At 64.0% G+C, this 15,469-nt stretch carries 13 protein-coding genes; 1 reads left to right on the forward strand and 12 read right to left on the reverse strand.

Annotated elements, in window-relative coordinates:
* Positions 1-104: 104 nt before the first annotated feature.
* The 6 genes from hutI to tdh form a co-directional block, all read right to left on the reverse strand.
* On the reverse strand, positions 105-1,328 hold the full coding sequence (gene hutI / locus AC4CS3_RS03660; protein WP_490782243.1) for an imidazolonepropionase: 1,224 nt from the start codon (positions 1,326-1,328) through the stop codon (positions 105-107).
* An 11-nt stretch (positions 1,329-1,339) separates the two neighbouring features.
* Complete coding sequence (locus tag AC4CS3_RS03665) at positions 1,340-2,452, reverse strand: NAD(P)/FAD-dependent oxidoreductase (protein ID WP_490782244.1); 1,113 nt, start codon at positions 2,450-2,452, stop codon at positions 1,340-1,342.
* Between the two features lie 74 nt (positions 2,453-2,526).
* Positions 2,527-2,997 carry a pyridoxamine 5'-phosphate oxidase family protein gene (locus AC4CS3_RS03670; RefSeq protein WP_437773009.1) on the reverse strand — a complete coding sequence of 157 codons (471 nt, stop codon included), beginning with the start codon at positions 2,995-2,997 and terminating at the stop codon, positions 2,527-2,529.
* Positions 2,998-3,051: 54 nt separating this feature from the next.
* Positions 3,052-4,452, reverse strand: coding sequence for a 6-phospho-beta-glucosidase (locus tag AC4CS3_RS03675; protein ID WP_490782245.1), 1,401 nt, complete (start codon positions 4,450-4,452; stop codon positions 3,052-3,054).
* A gap of 6 nt (positions 4,453-4,458) precedes the next feature.
* Positions 4,459-5,667, reverse strand: coding sequence for a glycine C-acetyltransferase (locus tag AC4CS3_RS03680; RefSeq protein ID WP_490782246.1), 1,209 nt, complete (start codon positions 5,665-5,667; stop codon positions 4,459-4,461).
* 59 nt (positions 5,668-5,726) lie between these two features.
* On the reverse strand, positions 5,727-6,773 hold the full coding sequence (tdh, locus tag AC4CS3_RS03685) for an L-threonine 3-dehydrogenase (protein WP_441414578.1): 1,047 nt from the start codon (positions 6,771-6,773) through the stop codon (positions 5,727-5,729).
* Positions 6,774-6,888: 115 nt separating this feature from the next.
* Between tdh and AC4CS3_RS03690 the strand changes: the two genes are divergently transcribed.
* The gene (locus tag AC4CS3_RS03690; RefSeq protein ID WP_490782247.1) at positions 6,889-7,845 is read left to right on the forward strand and encodes a LysR family transcriptional regulator; all 957 of its coding nucleotides are present in this window, start codon (positions 6,889-6,891) and stop codon (positions 7,843-7,845) included.
* A 119-nt stretch (positions 7,846-7,964) separates the two neighbouring features.
* On the opposite strand, the gene AC4CS3_RS03695 is transcribed toward AC4CS3_RS03690, so the two are convergent.
* From AC4CS3_RS03695 to AC4CS3_RS03720, 6 genes are all read right to left on the reverse strand, one after another.
* On the reverse strand, positions 7,965-9,149 hold the full coding sequence (locus AC4CS3_RS03695) for a Gfo/Idh/MocA family protein (protein WP_490782248.1): 1,185 nt from the start codon (positions 9,147-9,149) through the stop codon (positions 7,965-7,967).
* 37 nt (positions 9,150-9,186) lie between these two features.
* Positions 9,187-10,890 carry a DUF4091 domain-containing protein gene (locus AC4CS3_RS03700; protein ID WP_490782249.1) on the reverse strand — a complete coding sequence of 568 codons (1,704 nt, stop codon included), beginning with the start codon at positions 10,888-10,890 and terminating at the stop codon, positions 9,187-9,189.
* 51 nt (positions 10,891-10,941) lie between these two features.
* Entirely contained in the window at positions 10,942-11,898 is a 957-nt protein-coding gene (locus AC4CS3_RS03705) for a carbohydrate ABC transporter permease (protein ID WP_490782250.1), read from the reverse strand.
* Complete coding sequence (locus AC4CS3_RS03710; RefSeq protein ID WP_490782251.1) at positions 11,891-12,856, reverse strand: carbohydrate ABC transporter permease; 966 nt, start codon at positions 12,854-12,856, stop codon at positions 11,891-11,893. Before AC4CS3_RS03710 ends, AC4CS3_RS03705 begins: the two co-directional genes overlap by 8 nt.
* Positions 12,853-14,175 (reverse strand): extracellular solute-binding protein, encoded by a 1,323-nt coding sequence (locus AC4CS3_RS03715; protein WP_490782252.1) that lies wholly within the window; start codon positions 14,173-14,175, stop codon positions 12,853-12,855. Before AC4CS3_RS03715 ends, AC4CS3_RS03710 begins: the two co-directional genes overlap by 4 nt.
* Before the next feature lie 282 nt (positions 14,176-14,457).
* Positions 14,458-15,462 carry a LacI family DNA-binding transcriptional regulator gene (locus tag AC4CS3_RS03720; RefSeq protein ID WP_490782253.1) on the reverse strand — a complete coding sequence of 335 codons (1,005 nt, stop codon included), beginning with the start codon at positions 15,460-15,462 and terminating at the stop codon, positions 14,458-14,460.
* Positions 15,463-15,469 lie beyond the last annotated feature (7 nt).

A 15,469-nucleotide genomic window follows, 5' to 3' on the forward strand; every position in this document is an offset into this window, starting at 1 on the left:
ATCATATTCAATCGCACAAGGATCGTGACGGGCCCAGGCCGCCCAAAGCAAAAGCAGGGCCCCTCCATCTGGAGAGGCCCTGCCTTGTTGACTCGAGAGCGCCGTTAGACCGCCCGCACGCCTGCCCGCCACACCGCGAAAGTCAGCGGAATACCCGGCCGGTACGCGAGGTGCGTCGCCGACGGCGCCTTGAGCATGTGGAGGTCGGCGCGGTGCCCGACGGCGATCGAACCCACCGCCCGTTCGCCGTCGACGTCGTTCCCCGACTCCCTGCCCAGCGCCAGCGCACCGCCATACGTGGCCGCCCGGACGGCCTCGTGGACGCTCAGGTGCATCTGCAACACCGCAGTAGTGACGCAGAAGGCGATGGAGCTCGTGTAGGAGGTGCCGGGGTTGCAGTTCGCGGCCAAGGCAATCTGCACCCCCGCGTCGATCAACGCACGGCCCGGGGCAAGCGGCTGGCGGGTGGAAAGATCGCAAGCGGGCAGGCACGTGGCCACCGTGCCCCGCGCGCCCGTTCCGGTGGAGGCATCCCAGCCGCTCCAGGTTCCGGCGAGCGCCTCGATGTCGGCCGCTGAAAGGTAATTGACATGGTCAACGCTGGCCGCACCGAACTCCACGGCCAACTGCACGCCGGGGCCTTCACCCAATTGGTTGCCGTGGACACGCAGGCCCAGGCCCGCATCGCGGCAAGCGGTCAGGACGCGACGCGACTGTTCTTCGGTGAAAGCGCCGCGCTCGCAGAAAACGTCGGCCCACTTGACGAACGGGCGAACGGCGTCGAGCATCGGACCGCAGACGAGGTCCGTGTATGCCTCGGCGTCGGCTCCGGCCGGAACCAAGTGCGCGCCGAGGAAGGTGACTTCATCCACGGTCGCTGCCGCGATGCGTGCACTGCGTGCCTCGTTCTCCAGGTCCAGTCCGTAGCCGGTCTTGCTCTCGAGATAGGTGGTGCCTTGGGAGACGGCTTCGGCCACGCGCCCGGCAGCGAGGCGGGTCAGTTCCTCGTCGCTCGCGGCGCGCGTGGCGCCCGTGGTGACAGCAATCCCGCCGGCGCTGTAGCTCTGGCCGGCCATCCTGGCCTCGAATTCGGCCGTGCGGTCGCCGGCGAAAATCAGGTGCGAGTGCGAGTCCACCCAGCCCGGGAGCACCGCGCGGCCTTCCGCGTCCACGTGCTCATCAGCCGCGGGAGCCTCCGACGCCGGACCGATCCAGGAAATCCGCTCCCCTTCGATCACCACGGCGGCGTCCTTGAGAACGCGATGCTCCGCGTCCTGGGTCATCAGTTCGCCGATGTTGCTGATCAGTGTGCTCGTCTGCCCGCTCATGAACCTATTGTTCATCGGCGGATGGACCAACGGGCCGCCGCGAGCTCCCTCGGTGTCCGGGATGCCGGACTGATGCCCGGCGCGGAGGCAACACTCGCCGATCCCAGGATCTCCGCGGCGGCGAGCTCGGCGATTGCCGAGGACGTCTGGAAACCGTAACCGCCTTGGCCCGCAAGCCAGAAGAAACCGGGAGCCTCGGCGTCGAACCCCACCACCGGAACCCCGTCGGCAGCTTCAGTGCGCAAGCCCGTCCATGCCTTTGCCACGGAGCGGATGCCCAGCGACGTGATTGAATTCAGCCGGGCCACGAGCTCTTCCACGTCGCCGGGCCGCGGCTGTGCGTCTTCAGGCCCGCTCGGCACCGTCTCCGATGGCGAAATGAGCACTTGCTCCCCCTCGCGCCGGAAGTAGTAGGAATCATCCGCCGCCGCGACCATCGGGGTGCCTGGCGCAAGCGGGCGTTCGACGTCGACGATTGCCGCCGTGCGCCGGAACGGCTGCAAGCCCAGCTTTTCCACCCCGCTGAGGACCGCGAGTTCGTCCGCCCAGGCACCTGCCGCATTGACGACGACGGCGGACTGGAAACCTTCCAGCCCGGCGCCCAATTGCCAGCCGGAACCGAGCCGTTGGGCAGAATGGACCCGGGCGCCGGTGATGATATCCACTCCCCCGGCCTCGGCGCGTTGGCGGTGGTCTTCCAGCAGCACCGGCGCATTACAGGCGAACGACCCCGCGTCCAGGCCTGCGGCCGTGAAGGCTCCGGGATTCAGCGCCGGGCACAGCTCAAGGGCTTCGGCGTGCGTGATGGGGTGCATGTGCCCGCTGGCTTCTGCCTTGACGGTGGCTTCGTCGCCCACCAACATGAACGAGCGCGGTTCCAGCACCGGTACCGGCAATGCTGCATCGCGGGCTGCCATCAGCTCCAGCGTGCGGACGGTGAGTTCCTGTACGACGGCGGGTCCGTAGCTTGGGATCAGCTGCCGGGCTGAGCGGGAGGACGTGTGGTAGGCCAGTGTCTGTTCGGCTTCCACGAGTGCCACCGAACACCGGCCGGCCAGCGCTGAAGCCAGCGACAACCCGGCGATCCCTCCACCGACAATTACCACATCATAATTCGCAGCCATCCCCCCATCCTGTCAGCGCATACGCCCAGATGCGAGGGGCCGGCTCGGGACTCGCCGCGCCCGTCCCAGCGGGCCTATTCCAGAGCGGACGGCTTGATGCCGCTGTAGGGGGTCCACCACGTGAGCGGTTCCGTGACTGTGAAGCGTCGCCCGGAGATCGAATCCGCGGGAACCCGCACGAAATGGTCCTTCTTGCCGGATTCCCAAGGAAACAGGGGCAGCGAGAACGAGTTGATGACGTCGTCGAGCTGTTTGACGGGCGCCGCTTTGCCATGGAGCACAACGCTCCACGCGACTCCGGTGTTCGGGTCGACTCCGTCCACCTCCATGGCCACCGGGAACTCGCCCAGAGCCGCGGCGAGCTTTGTGCCCGCTCCCGTCCTGAAGACAACCGTCCCCTGGTCCACGGTGTAGTTGATCGGAAAAATGTCAGGGTGGTCTCCGAGCCACACGGCCAGCCTGCCGACAGACACGCCCCTCAGGAGATTCCAGCATTGCTGCGAATCCAACACCTCGGTTACACGTTGTGCTGCATCTTTGTCCATGCTGCAGATACTAGGCCTCCGATCCTCTGCGGGACAGGGCTTAGGCGAAGGGGTTCAGCGCAGGTATTGGAGCTCCTTGAAATGACTGATGTAGTCGTCCAGGAGCGCTTCTGCAACCCTGACCGAGTCCACGAGCGGGTTCATGGCCATCGCCTTGTAGGCGGACCGCCTGGAACCCGTGAGCGCAGCGTCGATGGTGGCGCGTTCCACCGCTTTGGCGTTGACGACGAGCCCGCGCGCGTAGTCCGGAAGAGCCTTGGCCGGGAGCAAGCGGGCTCCGCCTGCGTCCACGAGGCAGGGCGCCTCGATGACGGCGTCGGCGTCGAGTTCTGCCAGGGTGCCGTTATTGGGGAGGTTCAGGATCAGTCGGGCCGTTTCGCCCTGGCTGATGGCACGCATGATCGCCAAGGCTACGGCCTCGTAACCGCCGGATACCAGGTCCTCGGCGTCGCGTTCGAACGTACCGGCGGCGTCCCTGTTGCTTTGCATGTACGTCTCTTCGCGATCGAGCTTGGTCTTTTCCCAGAGCCTGAGGGCCGATTTCGACGACGGGACCCCCTCGGCGGGCCCCAAACCGCCGTCGTTCGCTTCCGCTAGCCCGCTGTAGAAGGACGACTGCTGCCGCGCCAAGTAGGCGCCGCGGGTGGTTTCGGCGCGCCGGTCGGCGTCGAGCGCTTCCCGCCTGAAGTAGTAGTAATGCAGATACTCGTTGGGAACCGCGCCCAAGGCTTTGATCCACGAAGCGCCGAAAAGCCGGCCCTCTTCAAACGATTCGATGGCGCTGTCGTCGGCGAGGAGCCGCGGCAGGACATCTTCACCGTCGACTACCAGCCCGCGCAGCCAGCCCAGGTGGTTCAGGCCGATGTAGTCGATCTGCACGGAACCGTCCCGAAAGGCTGCCTCGCCGCGCTGGACTCCGGCTGCGAGCAGGCATCGCCTGGCCAGTCCCACCGGCGAATCGCAGATCCCCACCACCTTGTTGCCGAGGACCCGCGTCATGACCTCGGTGATGACCCCGGCCGGGTTGGTGAAGTTGATGAACCAGGCGTCCGGAGCATGTTTCTTCACGGCCTCGGCGATGTCCAGAACCACGGGAATGGTCCGCAGGGCATAGGAAATCCCGCCGGCGCCAACGGTCTCCTGCCCTATGACCCCATGCTCCAGGGCAATACGTTCATCGGCGGCGCGCCCGTCGAGTCCGCCCACGCGGATGGCGGAGAAGATGAAGTCCGTGCCGGGCAAGGCTTCGGACAGCTCCGTGAACATCCCCACTGCGGGCGCGTCAGGCACCCCCTGGGCCATGTCGGCCAGGACCCTGGCCACCACGCCCAGGCGCGCGGGGTCGGCGTCGAACAGCCTTAGTTCGGTGACCCGGCCGGGCCCGTGGTCAGACAGCAGTGCTGAATAGACCAGGGGTACCCGGAATCCCCCGCCGCCCAGGATGGTGAGGATCATGGGAACTCAGAGCCCCGCGGCTGCGCGGCTCTTCACGAAGGCCTCGACACACGCCTCGACGTCCTCGGAGCTGTGTGCGGCCGAGAGCTGCACGCGGATCCGGGCAGCTCCCTTGGGCACCACGGGGTAGCTGAACGCCGTGACGAACACTCCGTGGTGGAGCATCTCGTCGGCGACCTTCGCGGCCGCCACGGCGTCGCCGAACATCACCGGAATGATGGCGTGCTCGCCGTCGAGCAGTTCGAAGCCTTCCCCGCTCATGCGGCGGCGGAACAAGGCGGCGTTCTCGAAGAGCCTGGAGCGGAGCTCGCCCGAACCCTGGACCAGTTCAATGGCCTTGATGGTGGCTGCGACGATTGCCGGGGCGAGGGAGTTGGAGAAAAGGTACGGGCGGGCCTTCTGGCGCAGCATGGCGACGATTTCGCTGCGGCCGGAGACGTAGCCGCCCGAAGCACCGCCAAGGGCCTTGCCGAACGTGCCGGTGTAGATGTCGATCCTGTCGGAAACGCCCGCGTGTTCCGGGGTTCCGGCACCGGTTGCTCCCATGAAGCCTACGGCGTGGGAATCGTCCACCATGACCAGCGCGTCGTGCTTTTCCGCGAGATCGCAAATGGCCTCGAGCGGAGCAAGGTAGCCGTCCATGGAGAAGACGCCGTCCGTCACGATGATCTTGCGGCGGGCCGGGGTCTCGCTGGTTGAGGCCTCGATGAGCTTGGCTTCGAGGTCAGCCATGTCCTGGTTGGCGTAGCGGAAGCGCTTGGCCTTGCTGAGCCGGATGCCGTCGATGATGGAGGCGTGGTTCAGGGAATCGGAGATGATGGCGTCCTCGGCCCCGAACAGGGACTCGAAAACGCCTCCGTTGGCGTCGAAGCAGCTGGAGAAGAGGATGGTGTCTTCGGTTCCGAGGAACTGTGAGACGCGCGCCTCGAGTTCGAGGTGCAGGTCCTGGGTGCCGCAGATGAAGCGGACGGATGCCATGCCGAAGCCGCGCTCGTCCATAGCGGACTTGGCGGCGGCGATGATGTCCGGGTGGTCTGCGAGGCCAAGGTAGTTGTTCGCGCAGAAGTTCAGGACAGTGTTCGCCGGCTGGCCGAGCTGGCCTGCGGAGATGTGGCTGGCCTGCGGCGAGTCAATGTGGCGTTCGGTCTTGAAGAGGCCCGCGGTGCGGATCTCATCAAGTTCGCCCTGCAACTGGTCTTTGATGCTTGAGTACATGGTGGCTCCTGGTACTGGGGTCTCTGGTACTGGGGTCTTGGGGAGGACTTTACGGTGTCTTAGATTTCGGTCCAGTCGAGGACGACCTTGCCGCCCGTGCCGGCGCGGGCGATTTCAAAGCCCTTTTCCCAGTCGGTGGCGGACAGCTTGTCCGTGACGACGGCGGAAATGTGGCTGTGCAGTACGGGGTTGGAGGACAGCATGGCGCTCATGGCGTACCAGGTTTCGTACATCTCGCGGCCGTAGATGCCCTTGAGGGTCAGCATGTGGGTGACCACTTTGCCCCAGTCGATGTCAATGGACTGGCTGGGCAAGCCAAGCATGGCGATGCGTCCGCCGTGGTTCATGTTGTTGATCATCTCAGGCAGTGCCGTGGGATGTCCGGACATTTCCAGGCCGATGTCGAATCCTTCGCGCATGCCGAGCTCGAGCTGGGCATCCTTGACACGCATCTTCGACACATCGACGGCGAGGTCCACGCCCATCTTCCGGGCGAGTTCGAGGCGGGGAGCGGAGACGTCCGTGATGGCGATCTTGCGGGCACCGGCGTGGCGCGCGACGGCGATTGCCATGAGTCCGATGGGTCCGGCACCTGTGATGAGGACGTCCTCACCGACGAGGGGGAAGCTCAGGGCGGTGTGGACGGCATTGCCGAAGGGGTCGAAGATGGCGCCGAGCTCAGGAGTGATCGAAGGATCCTGGTGGACCCAGACGTTGGTCTCCGGGATGACAACATATTCTGCGAAGGCGCCGTCGCGCTGCACGCCCACGGACACCGTGTGGATGCACATCTGGCGGCGGCCTGCACGGCAATTGCGGCAGATGCCGCAGACCACGTGGCCTTCACCGGACACACGGTCACCGACCTTGACGTCCCGGACGTCCTCTCCGACGGAGACAACTTCGCCGTAGAACTCGTGCCCCGCGATCAACGGAGTCTCGATGATGCCCTGCGCCCACGCGTCCCAGGACTGGATGTGCAGGTCCGTTCCGCAGATACCGGTGGTCATGACGCGGATCTTGACGTCGCTGGGACCTGCCTCCGGCTCGGGCCGTTCGACGAGTTCAAAACCAGCGTGGGGACCGGACTTGTAGAGAGCCTTCATGGGTCTTCCTAACTCAAGGGATTGGGCCGTTTGTGTGCCGTTTCACTTCATTGAAACCCCACGGACGGTTTAGCACAACTAGGTTTTTCTCAATCAACGATTTAGCATTTGCTAAATGGAAGTACATCAGCTCCAAATGCTCAGGGAACTAGGAGATCTCGGCAGTGTCAAGGCCGTGGCCGAGACGCTCATGGTCACTCCCTCGGCCGTCTCCCAGCAGCTCGCGCTCCTGCAGAAGTCGGTGGACGTGCCCTTGACCCGCAAGGAGGGCCGGGCCCTGGTGCTCACCGATGCGGGCCGGGTCCTGGCCGACGCCGGAGCCGCCGTCGTGAGCGCCATGGCCGACGCCCGGGCAGCCATCGGCGCGTACCACGACTCGCCGGGCTCCACCGTGACCGTGAGCGCATTCCACAGTGCAGGACAGGCTTTGTTCGCTCCGCTCGCGGCCTTGCTGACCACCGCGCGCAATGCGGGTCCGGAAGGCAGCGTTCCGCGCGTGAAGCTCGCCGACGAAGACGTTGCCCAGGAAGACTTTCCGGGCCTGGCCGCCCGATATGACCTTGTGCTGGCGCACCGGATGGAGCACAGCCCCGGGTGGCCCACCGACAAAGTCGCCGTGATCCCGCTCGCCGACGAGCCGCTCGACGTCGCGTTGCCTGCCGGACACCCGCTCGCGGCGCGCCGCGAACTCAGGCCGGCCGACGTCGTCGGGCAGCCCTGGGTGACCAGCCGCGCCGGCTACTCCCCCGCGGACGTGCTGGCCGCCGTCGTCGCCGTCAGTGGGCGTCCGGCGGATGTCCTGCACCGCATCAACGACTACTCCACCGTGGCCTCGCTCGTGGCGGACGGTGGCGCGATTGGTCTGCTCCCGCGGTTCACGGCCCAGCGGGTACTGGACGCCGGCGTGGTGCTGCGTCCGCTCGCGGGGGTGAATTCCGTGCGCAAGATCGACATCCTCGCGAGGCCGGAAACCCTGAAACGGAAATCGGTCATGACGGTCTGCGAAGCGCTGCAGACCGTCATGACCGAACTCGCCGGGGGTACCTCACCTGGCGCCTCCCAGCCCAACTGACTCGCATTTGTTGCGGTTATGAGGCCCCAAAACGACTGGGAGGGCCCACGCCGCCAGGGTTCCCTGGCCGAGCTTGCGAGGCGAGGGTGGCGGTGGGGACCAGTTGGGGGCTCGCGACGCTAGAGTTCCCGTACCCGGGCCGACTGGCCCGCGTTGAAGTACTCCACGAGCCCTTCGGGCAGGGCCGGAACCCGCTTCGCGCAACCGTCGCCGCGGAGGGACTCGGTGGCGAGCACGCCCGCCGCCACGGCCTCCCGGGCTGCGATCGGCGAAGTCGCAGTGGTTCCGCCATCCCTGGCGAAGCGCAGGAACTCAGCTATGAGCAAGGGGTCCGCACCGCCATGGCCGCCTTCTCCGTCGCGGACCAAGACCTTCTGGTCGGGCTCGGCGAAACCGGAGGTTGTCCGGGTGGTCCATACATAGATCTGGTCGCCGGCTCCGTCACCGAAGTTCTCGATCCTGCCCTTGGTGCCGATCACCGTGTAGTTCCGCCAATAGTCCGGGGTGAAATGGCACTGCTGGTACGAGGCGAGTACGCCGTTGCCCAGGACCATGTTCATCATCGAGATGTCCTCGACGTCGATCGTCTCGGCGAGGTCCGTCTGTTCGGTGGGGGGCCAATTGGCCACGGAGAACCAATCACCCATCCGGCGTGCCGTGTTGTCCCGGCGGGAAGCGACGTCCCCGTAAACGGCCAACTCGCCGATCGCCTGCACCTTGGTGCTGTATCCCCCGGCGAGCCAGTGGATGACGTCGATGTCGTGCGCGCCCTTTTGCAGCAGCAGCCCTGTGGTGTTCGCGCGCTGGGCATGCCAGTCCTTGAAATAGTAGTCCCCGCCGTTTCCCACGAAGTGCCGGCACCAGACTGCCTTGACGTCACCGATGGTCCCGGCCTGGATGATGTCGCGCATCTGCACCACCACCGGCATGTGCCGCATGTTGTGGCCCACATAGAGTCGCGTTCCGGTGTCGAAGGCCGTCTGGAGGATAAGGTCGGCTGCCTCCAACGTGACATCAAGCGGTTTCTCGCAGAAAGTGGGAATGCCGGCTTTGAGCGTCCGGACGGCGACGGCGGCGTGCTGGTTGTCGGGAGTCAGGACCAGGACCGCGTCCAGGCCGGAGGCCAACAGGACGTCCAGATCGTCGGTGATTACCGCCGTCGGGATCTTCTCGGCCGCGTCCACCCTGCCGCGCTCGCCCAGATCGCACACGACGGTGACTTCCGAACCGTGGCCGGGCTTGTGCGCGTGGCGCCACAGCGACGACCGCAAGCCGAATCCGACGATGCCTACTTTGAGGTCCATAAGTACTTTCCTAACTAGATAAGTTGATGCGCCGGCGTCACGGGGTTGTTTGACCCACGCGCTGCGCGATTCCTTGGTTGACCAGCTCGCGAACCCTTCGGTAATGGAGGGGGTCGTAGCTGAAGCTGTCCATGGCGAGGCTCCCGCCCGAGCCATCCGTATCGATGAGCGCCAGCGCCTCCTCGCGACCGGCCAGCTCTGCCAGGAGAGAGAGTGCCCGGTGGTCCCACATGGCCTGGGCGAACACCTTGTAACGGATCGACTCCCACGGCACTCCATCCGGTCCCGGATAGACCATGAAGGCGTCGCCGCCCGGGAAAGCTCCTCCGGCACAGGTGTCCTTGAACGGGTCGATCGGCGCCAGCGAGTGGGCCGTGTTGTAGAAGTTAAATCCCCAATGCAGGAAGCCCGCACATGCCAGGGCGAAGAGCTGGTGGCCCAACACCCGGTTTCGCACGGAAGGCATGGAAATGAACCGGTTGGCAACGCCGCTGTCCTGCGCAACGCAGTAATAGACCCACAGATCCTTCACGCCCGCCGCCAGGAACGGTGCCACGGCATCGCTTGCCACCACGGGATTCGGCACTGCGCCGCTACTGTAGAACTCAAAGTCGCTCAGGGCGTCAACCACCGTCAGCCCGTCCAGGAGATCCGCGACAACGTCCTTTGCCTCTTGGTATCCCGACAGGGCTTGCGCACCTGCTGGTTCATCGGAAATGTGGAAAATGACCCGGTCAAGAGACCAGTGCTCTGCCAGGAAGGAACGCAGGGCAGGCAGCAGCCCGGCCATCAGCTCCCGGTAAGACGGCGACGTCGACGGCACGTCCCAGCCAAAGCGCCGCTCCATTCCGTGGGCAGTCTCGACATAGATCGCCGGCGTCGCCTTGGCCCCCCATTGCGTGAACAGGTGGGCAATTTCCAGGTACTGGATGCCATGTTTGGCACAAAGGTCCACCCATCGCAGCAGCTTGCTGAAATCAAAGCGGTAGCCGGAATCTTCGCGGATCCCGATCAGTTGGGTGGGCAGCCGGGTTCCCCCGACGACTGTGTCCAGCGGAGGAGTCCACGTGGGCGTCAGCAGCGAGTTGGCTCCCATCCTTGCCGCGGACCCGATGAAGGCATCGATGATCGACCAATGCTCTTCGCTGAAGACGCCGACGCCGTAATGGCTCGCCAAGCCGTCGCAGTGGAACCAGTGTGCGTTCACGATCTCCAGTTGCGGGGCTTGCGCGGGCACCACCGTGACGCCGATGTGGGTGCTAAAAAGCAGGCGGCCCTCCACGTCGCGTACCGAGATCCCGAATTCGTGATCGCCCGCATTCACCGCGGATGGCACCACGAAGTCGATCCATGCGGCGGTCCACTGCCCGTAGAGGGGCTTGATCAGACCATCCGGGGTGGGTCGCAAAAGGTCGGGATACAAACCGGGAGTGTCCCGGTCATAGCCAGCGTCATGCTGCGGGAATGCCGCCAATGAACACGGCACCAGTTCAACCTGCGAAATGGTGGCAATTCCTGCCGCCGGACCATCGATTGCAACTTCCAACGCCCCTGACAGCCGAAAATCGTGTTTCATGGGCGGCCGGAGTGCCACCTGGATCGACGCAGTCTCGCCGGGGAAAACGGACATCGGGATGGTCCTGTCGAACGGCCGTGGTGGAGCGTCCGGGTAGACCTTTTCCAAGGAGTCCACCAGCACGAATGACCAGCCGTCCAGCTGGACCGGGTTCTGTTCCGTCAAGGGCTGCGATCCTTTCCTACGTGAGTCTCTACGTGGGTGCCCACTTGGTTTTTACTTGAGTCCGGAGCGGCCGATGCCTGCCATCACACGCTTCTGCATGAGCAGGAACATGATCAGGATCGGCGCCATGGCCATGAGCGATGCCGCCATGAGGATCGGGTAATTGTTGGCGTGCTCACCCTGGAGATTCGAAAGCCCGACGCTCAACGGTGCGGCGTTCGCCGTCGACGTCACCACCAAAGGCCACAAGAGGTCATTCCAGGACCACAGCACGGTAATGATGACCAGGGCCCACAAGCCGTTTGCCGCGAGGGGCAGCATGACCCGGAAGAAGATCTGGAACGGATTGGCACCGTCGAGCCGTGCTGCGTCTTCGAGTTCGTCCGGGAGCCCCATGAAGAACTGGCGCATCAGGAACAGGCCGAAGGCGCTGAAGATGCCCGGAGCCACGATGCCGGCGATGCTGTTCAGCCACCCCAGGTTCTGGATGATCTGGTACTGCGGGATCAGGAACAACTGCGACGGCACCATGATGATCGACAAGACTATGGCCAGGATGAGCCCCTTGAACCGGAACTGCATCCGAGCGAAGGCGTAACCCGCCAAAGAGCAGAGGAGCACCTGGCCGATCACCCTGATCACAGTGATTGCTACCGTCACCCAGAGCTGTGAACCGAAATTCATGGAGGTGAAGACGTCCGCGAAGTTATGCCATTGGACGACGCTGGGCCACAGGGTGGGTGGCGTGCTTTGGACTTCGGCGTTCGTCGAAAGCGACATCACGATCTGGTACAGGAGAGGCGAGATCATGGCCAACCCGCCGATGCTCAGTACACAGTGTGCCAGGACGTTCGAGCCTTGTTTGCCGCCTCTGGCGCCTTTGCGATTGGCGCCCTTGCCGTCGCGGCCCGCGGGTTCGGAGGGTTTGCCTCCAGCGTGAGAAGGCCTTGCTGAAGCGATCTGTCGCGATTCGACACCGCTTTTTGTGGAGAGCATCGATTCAGACATAGTTGACCCACCTCTTCTGGATACGGAATTGGAAAGCGGTCAGAAGAGCGATGATGACCAGGATCAGGATGCCGATGGCTGCCGCATAGCCCTTGTCGTTCTGCAGGAAGGCCTGGTTGTAGAAGATATACACGAGGCTTTGCGTCTGAGGCATGGCCAGGTTCGCTTTCCCCATCATCACGTACAGCAAATCGAACAGCTGGAAGCCGCTGATCACGGTGACGATCGTGACAAAGAAGATGCTGGGCGTCAGCAGCGGAACGGTAATGCTGAAGAACTGGCGGACCCGGCTGGCCCCGTCCATTTCCGCGGCTTCGAAGAGCTCCCGAGGGATCTCGCGCAGTCCCGCGCTGATGATGATGAGGTTGAATCCCAGCGACATCCAAAGCCCCACGGTAGCCACGGCAAGGAGTGCAAACCCCGGCGTCGATGTCCAGTAAGGCCCCTGGATCCCGAACAAGCCCAGGAACCAGTTGATGGGACCGAAGTCACCGTTGTAGATCAACCTCCACACGATCCCGACGGCGGCCGGCATGGTGATGTAGGGAATGAAGTACAGCGTCCGGTACAGGGCCGCAAAGCGCAGGCCGGGACGCTCGATCAGCGACGCAAGGATGACCGCAATGGGAATCCCCAGCAGCACGACGACCGTATAGATCAGCGTATTGAGGATTGATTGCGGAATAGTGGAATCCGCGAACATCCGCACGTAATTGTCCAGGCCGATGAACTTGGTTCCGCCGAAGACACCCCACTTGGTGAAGCTGTAGTAGAACGTCTGGACGATCGGCCAAAGATAGAACACGCCGATGCCCGCAACAGTAGGCACCACGAACAACCATGGCCACCAGCCATCCGACTTCAATTTTCCTTTGCGGCGATCCCCGGCGGGTTGGACGGCCCGGCCGCTTTTGGCACTGCCGTTTTTGGGCGCCGGCGTCAGGGTCTGGGCTTTCATGATTCTTTGGCCAGCGCGGCATTCATCTGGCTGGCAAGGTCCTTGGCGACGTCCGCAACCGGCTTGGTCCCGGCGAACGCCTGCGGCAGCAGGGTGTTCTCGAGTTCGTTCCAGGCTGCCGTATTGGCCGACGCCGGGTAGGGCGAGGCATCCTTGGCCAGGTCAAGGAAGACGTTGAGGTCAACAGAGGGAACAGACTTGACCCAAGCATCCTGGGTGCCGTTGAAGGCCGGGATGACGGTTCCGGTTCCCGCCTGGATCCTGGCAGCATCCTGGGTTCCCAGGAAGGCCACGAACGCCTGGGCCGCGGCAGGGTTCTTCGCATTGGCGGGAATCACGTTGGCAAGTCCGTGGATCACGCTCTGGTTGGTCTTCGGCCCCTTCGGGAGGCTGACAATGCCCAGATCGTCACCGAGGGCCTTTTGGGCCGGCCCGACGGTCCAGGAGCCGTCCATGGTCATAGCCAATTTCCTGGACGTGAACATGTCACTCGAAGAGGTGTCCGTCAATTGCTGCATCGAGGGAGATACGCCGGATTCGATCAAGTCGCGCCAGAACTGGAGGCCGGCGATTGAGCCGGCTGAGTCGTATCCGGACTTCTTGCCGTCAGTCGAGATGATGGTCCCACCGGCTTCGATCATCGTGTTGTAGTAGCTGGTCTGGCCGCCCGTGAGGTCACCGGCATATCCGTAGACGCCCTTGCCCTGGTAGAACTTGGACAGCTTGGCGCCGGCGGATTTCACGTCGTCCCAGGTCCAGTTGGACGTCGGTTCGGACACCCCGGCTTCCTTGAAGAGGGCCTTGTTGTAGAAGAGCGCACTGGTATCGAAGTCCTTGGGCACCCCGTAGAACGCCCCGTTGACGGTGTACAGATCCACCAGCGCCTTGGGGTAATTGGCCGTGTCCACTGCCTTGCCGGACACCAGTCCGTCCAAGGGCAACAGCTGGTTGTTTTGCGCGTAAAGCTTGATGTGCGGACCATTCATCCAGAAGACGTCCGGCAGGGTGTTGCTGCTTGCCTGGGTCTGGATCTTCGTCCAGTAGACCGAACCCTTCGACGGCGTGACGTCGATGGTGACCCTGATGTTCGGGTATTGCTTGTTGAATTCGGTCACGATCTTCTGCATCGCGGGCTTTTGTGCCGCGTCCCAGATGGCGTAGCTGAGCTCGGCGTTCAGGTCCTTTGCGGGAGCAGCGTAGGCGGCCTTGGCTGCGCTACCCCCGGCGGCACTGTTCCCGCCGCAGGCGGCGAGCGAAACGACGGCGGCACCGGCAGCCGCAAAGGAAAGGAATGACCTGCGGGTCACGTTGTGGTTCATAAGAATTCTCCGATGTCTTGGTCAGAAGACCGACGGTCCTTCGGGGGGCGGGCCCGCATTCGGCGAACAGCCAACCCAACTGGTGTTGTGCAGTTGATCACATCATGTTAATCGTTTAAAGGCAAGATCTCGGATGATCTTTCCTTAACTTTTACGGGCAGAAAACGTCACCAAAGTGCAGGAAAGGCGGACTGTGTGATCATCGGGCACGTGCCTCGACACGCTGCGTGGATAGTCCGGGCTTAGCCCGAGGGCCCCGGTTCACACCGAAGGCCCTGGCTTTCACACCGAGGGCGCCGAGTCCCTCACGATGAGCTTCCAGGGGAATTCCAGAATGCCGGCAGGCCCATCGGGATTCTCTGCCCGGTCGAGCAGGAATGCGGCCAAGCCATCGAAAAAGCCCTCGGGACCAACGGTGGTCAACGACGGCGTCATGCGCTCGCCTTCAGTGGTGTTGCCGATACCGAGCACTTCAACGTCTCCGGGAATGCGAAGTTGCAGCCGCTGGGCCGCATGGATGGCGGCTATCGCCGCGAAGTCCGTGGTCGCATAGATCGCGGTCGGACGATCCGCCCGCTGCAGGAGCCGCAACGCTGCGTCGAACGCGCTGAGCCCGTCGCGGTCATACGTCTCGACGTAGTCGTCCCGGTAGTCCAAACCAGCCCGGGCCAGGCCGCGGGTGTAGGCGCCAAAGCGGATGTCGAGGGTGCTTGTCGAATGTGTCGAGGAGATCAGGCAACCCACCCGGTGGTGCCGCCCCGTGAGGTGATCCACCGCCCGGTCGCAAGACGAACCGGCCACGGGCCGTACGACGTCGAACCCTTCAGGTTCCATGGTGTCGCTGAAGACCACCAAGCGCTGCAATCTCGCCGCCTGCGCCAGCAGTTCGGCATCCCCGGGCTCTTCGGCGCCGTCGATGAATGTCACGTCCGCGTTTTGGCGTTTGAGTGCCACCCGCCAGTCGGTGTCGGCCAGGATCATAGGCGTAATGCCCCGTTGGGCGGCGGCCGTACCAACGGCACGGCTAACATCCAGTGCCCACGGATCCGAGATCATGGTCAGTGACAACATGAGCAGGTTCGTTCGGCCAGTGCGGATAGCCCTTGCCGATTGGTTGGGGCGGTATCCGAGAGCCAGGGCAGCCTCTTGAACCCGCAGCACGGTAGCGGGGGCCACCCCGGACCCGCTCCTGCTGCCGTCTTTGCCGCTCCTGCCTGAAAGCACGTAGGAAACAGTCGCCGTCGAAACCCCGGCTGCCGCCGCCACGGACTTGATCGTGGGGCGCATTCGTCTC

The sequence above is a fragment of the Arthrobacter sp. SE2 genome, assembly GCF_058244265.1.

Bases quoted from the DNA above. Each gene is read 5' to 3' on its own strand.
- AC4CS3_RS03705 (WP_490782250.1), bottom strand. From the start codon at position 11,898: ATGTCTGAATCGATGCTCTCCACAAAAAGCGGTGTCGAATCGCGACAG.
- AC4CS3_RS03680 (WP_490782246.1), bottom strand. From the start codon at position 5,667: ATGTACTCAAGCATCAAAGACCAGTTGCAGGGCGAACTTGATGAGATC.
- AC4CS3_RS03710 (WP_490782251.1), bottom strand. From the start codon at position 12,856: ATGAAAGCCCAGACCCTGACGCCGGCGCCCAAAAACGGCAGTGCCAAA.
- AC4CS3_RS03665 (WP_490782244.1), bottom strand. From the start codon at position 2,452: ATGGCTGCGAATTATGATGTGGTAATTGTCGGTGGAGGGATCGCCGGG.
- AC4CS3_RS03695 (WP_490782248.1), bottom strand. From the start codon at position 9,149: ATGGACCTCAAAGTAGGCATCGTCGGATTCGGCTTGCGGTCGTCGCTG.
- tdh (WP_441414578.1), bottom strand. From the start codon at position 6,773: ATGAAGGCTCTCTACAAGTCCGGTCCCCACGCTGGTTTTGAACTCGTC.
- AC4CS3_RS03720 (WP_490782253.1), bottom strand. From the start codon at position 15,462: ATGCGCCCCACGATCAAGTCCGTGGCGGCGGCAGCCGGGGTTTCGACG.
- AC4CS3_RS03690 (WP_490782247.1), top strand. From the start codon at position 6,889: ATGGAAGTACATCAGCTCCAAATGCTCAGGGAACTAGGAGATCTCGGC.
- hutI (WP_490782243.1), bottom strand. From the start codon at position 1,328: ATGAGCGGGCAGACGAGCACACTGATCAGCAACATCGGCGAACTGATG.
- AC4CS3_RS03670 (WP_437773009.1), bottom strand. From the start codon at position 2,997: ATGGACAAAGATGCAGCACAACGTGTAACCGAGGTGTTGGATTCGCAG.
- AC4CS3_RS03715 (WP_490782252.1), bottom strand. From the start codon at position 14,175: ATGAACCACAACGTGACCCGCAGGTCATTCCTTTCCTTTGCGGCTGCC.
- AC4CS3_RS03675 (WP_490782245.1), bottom strand. From the start codon at position 4,452: ATGATCCTCACCATCCTGGGCGGCGGGGGATTCCGGGTACCCCTGGTC.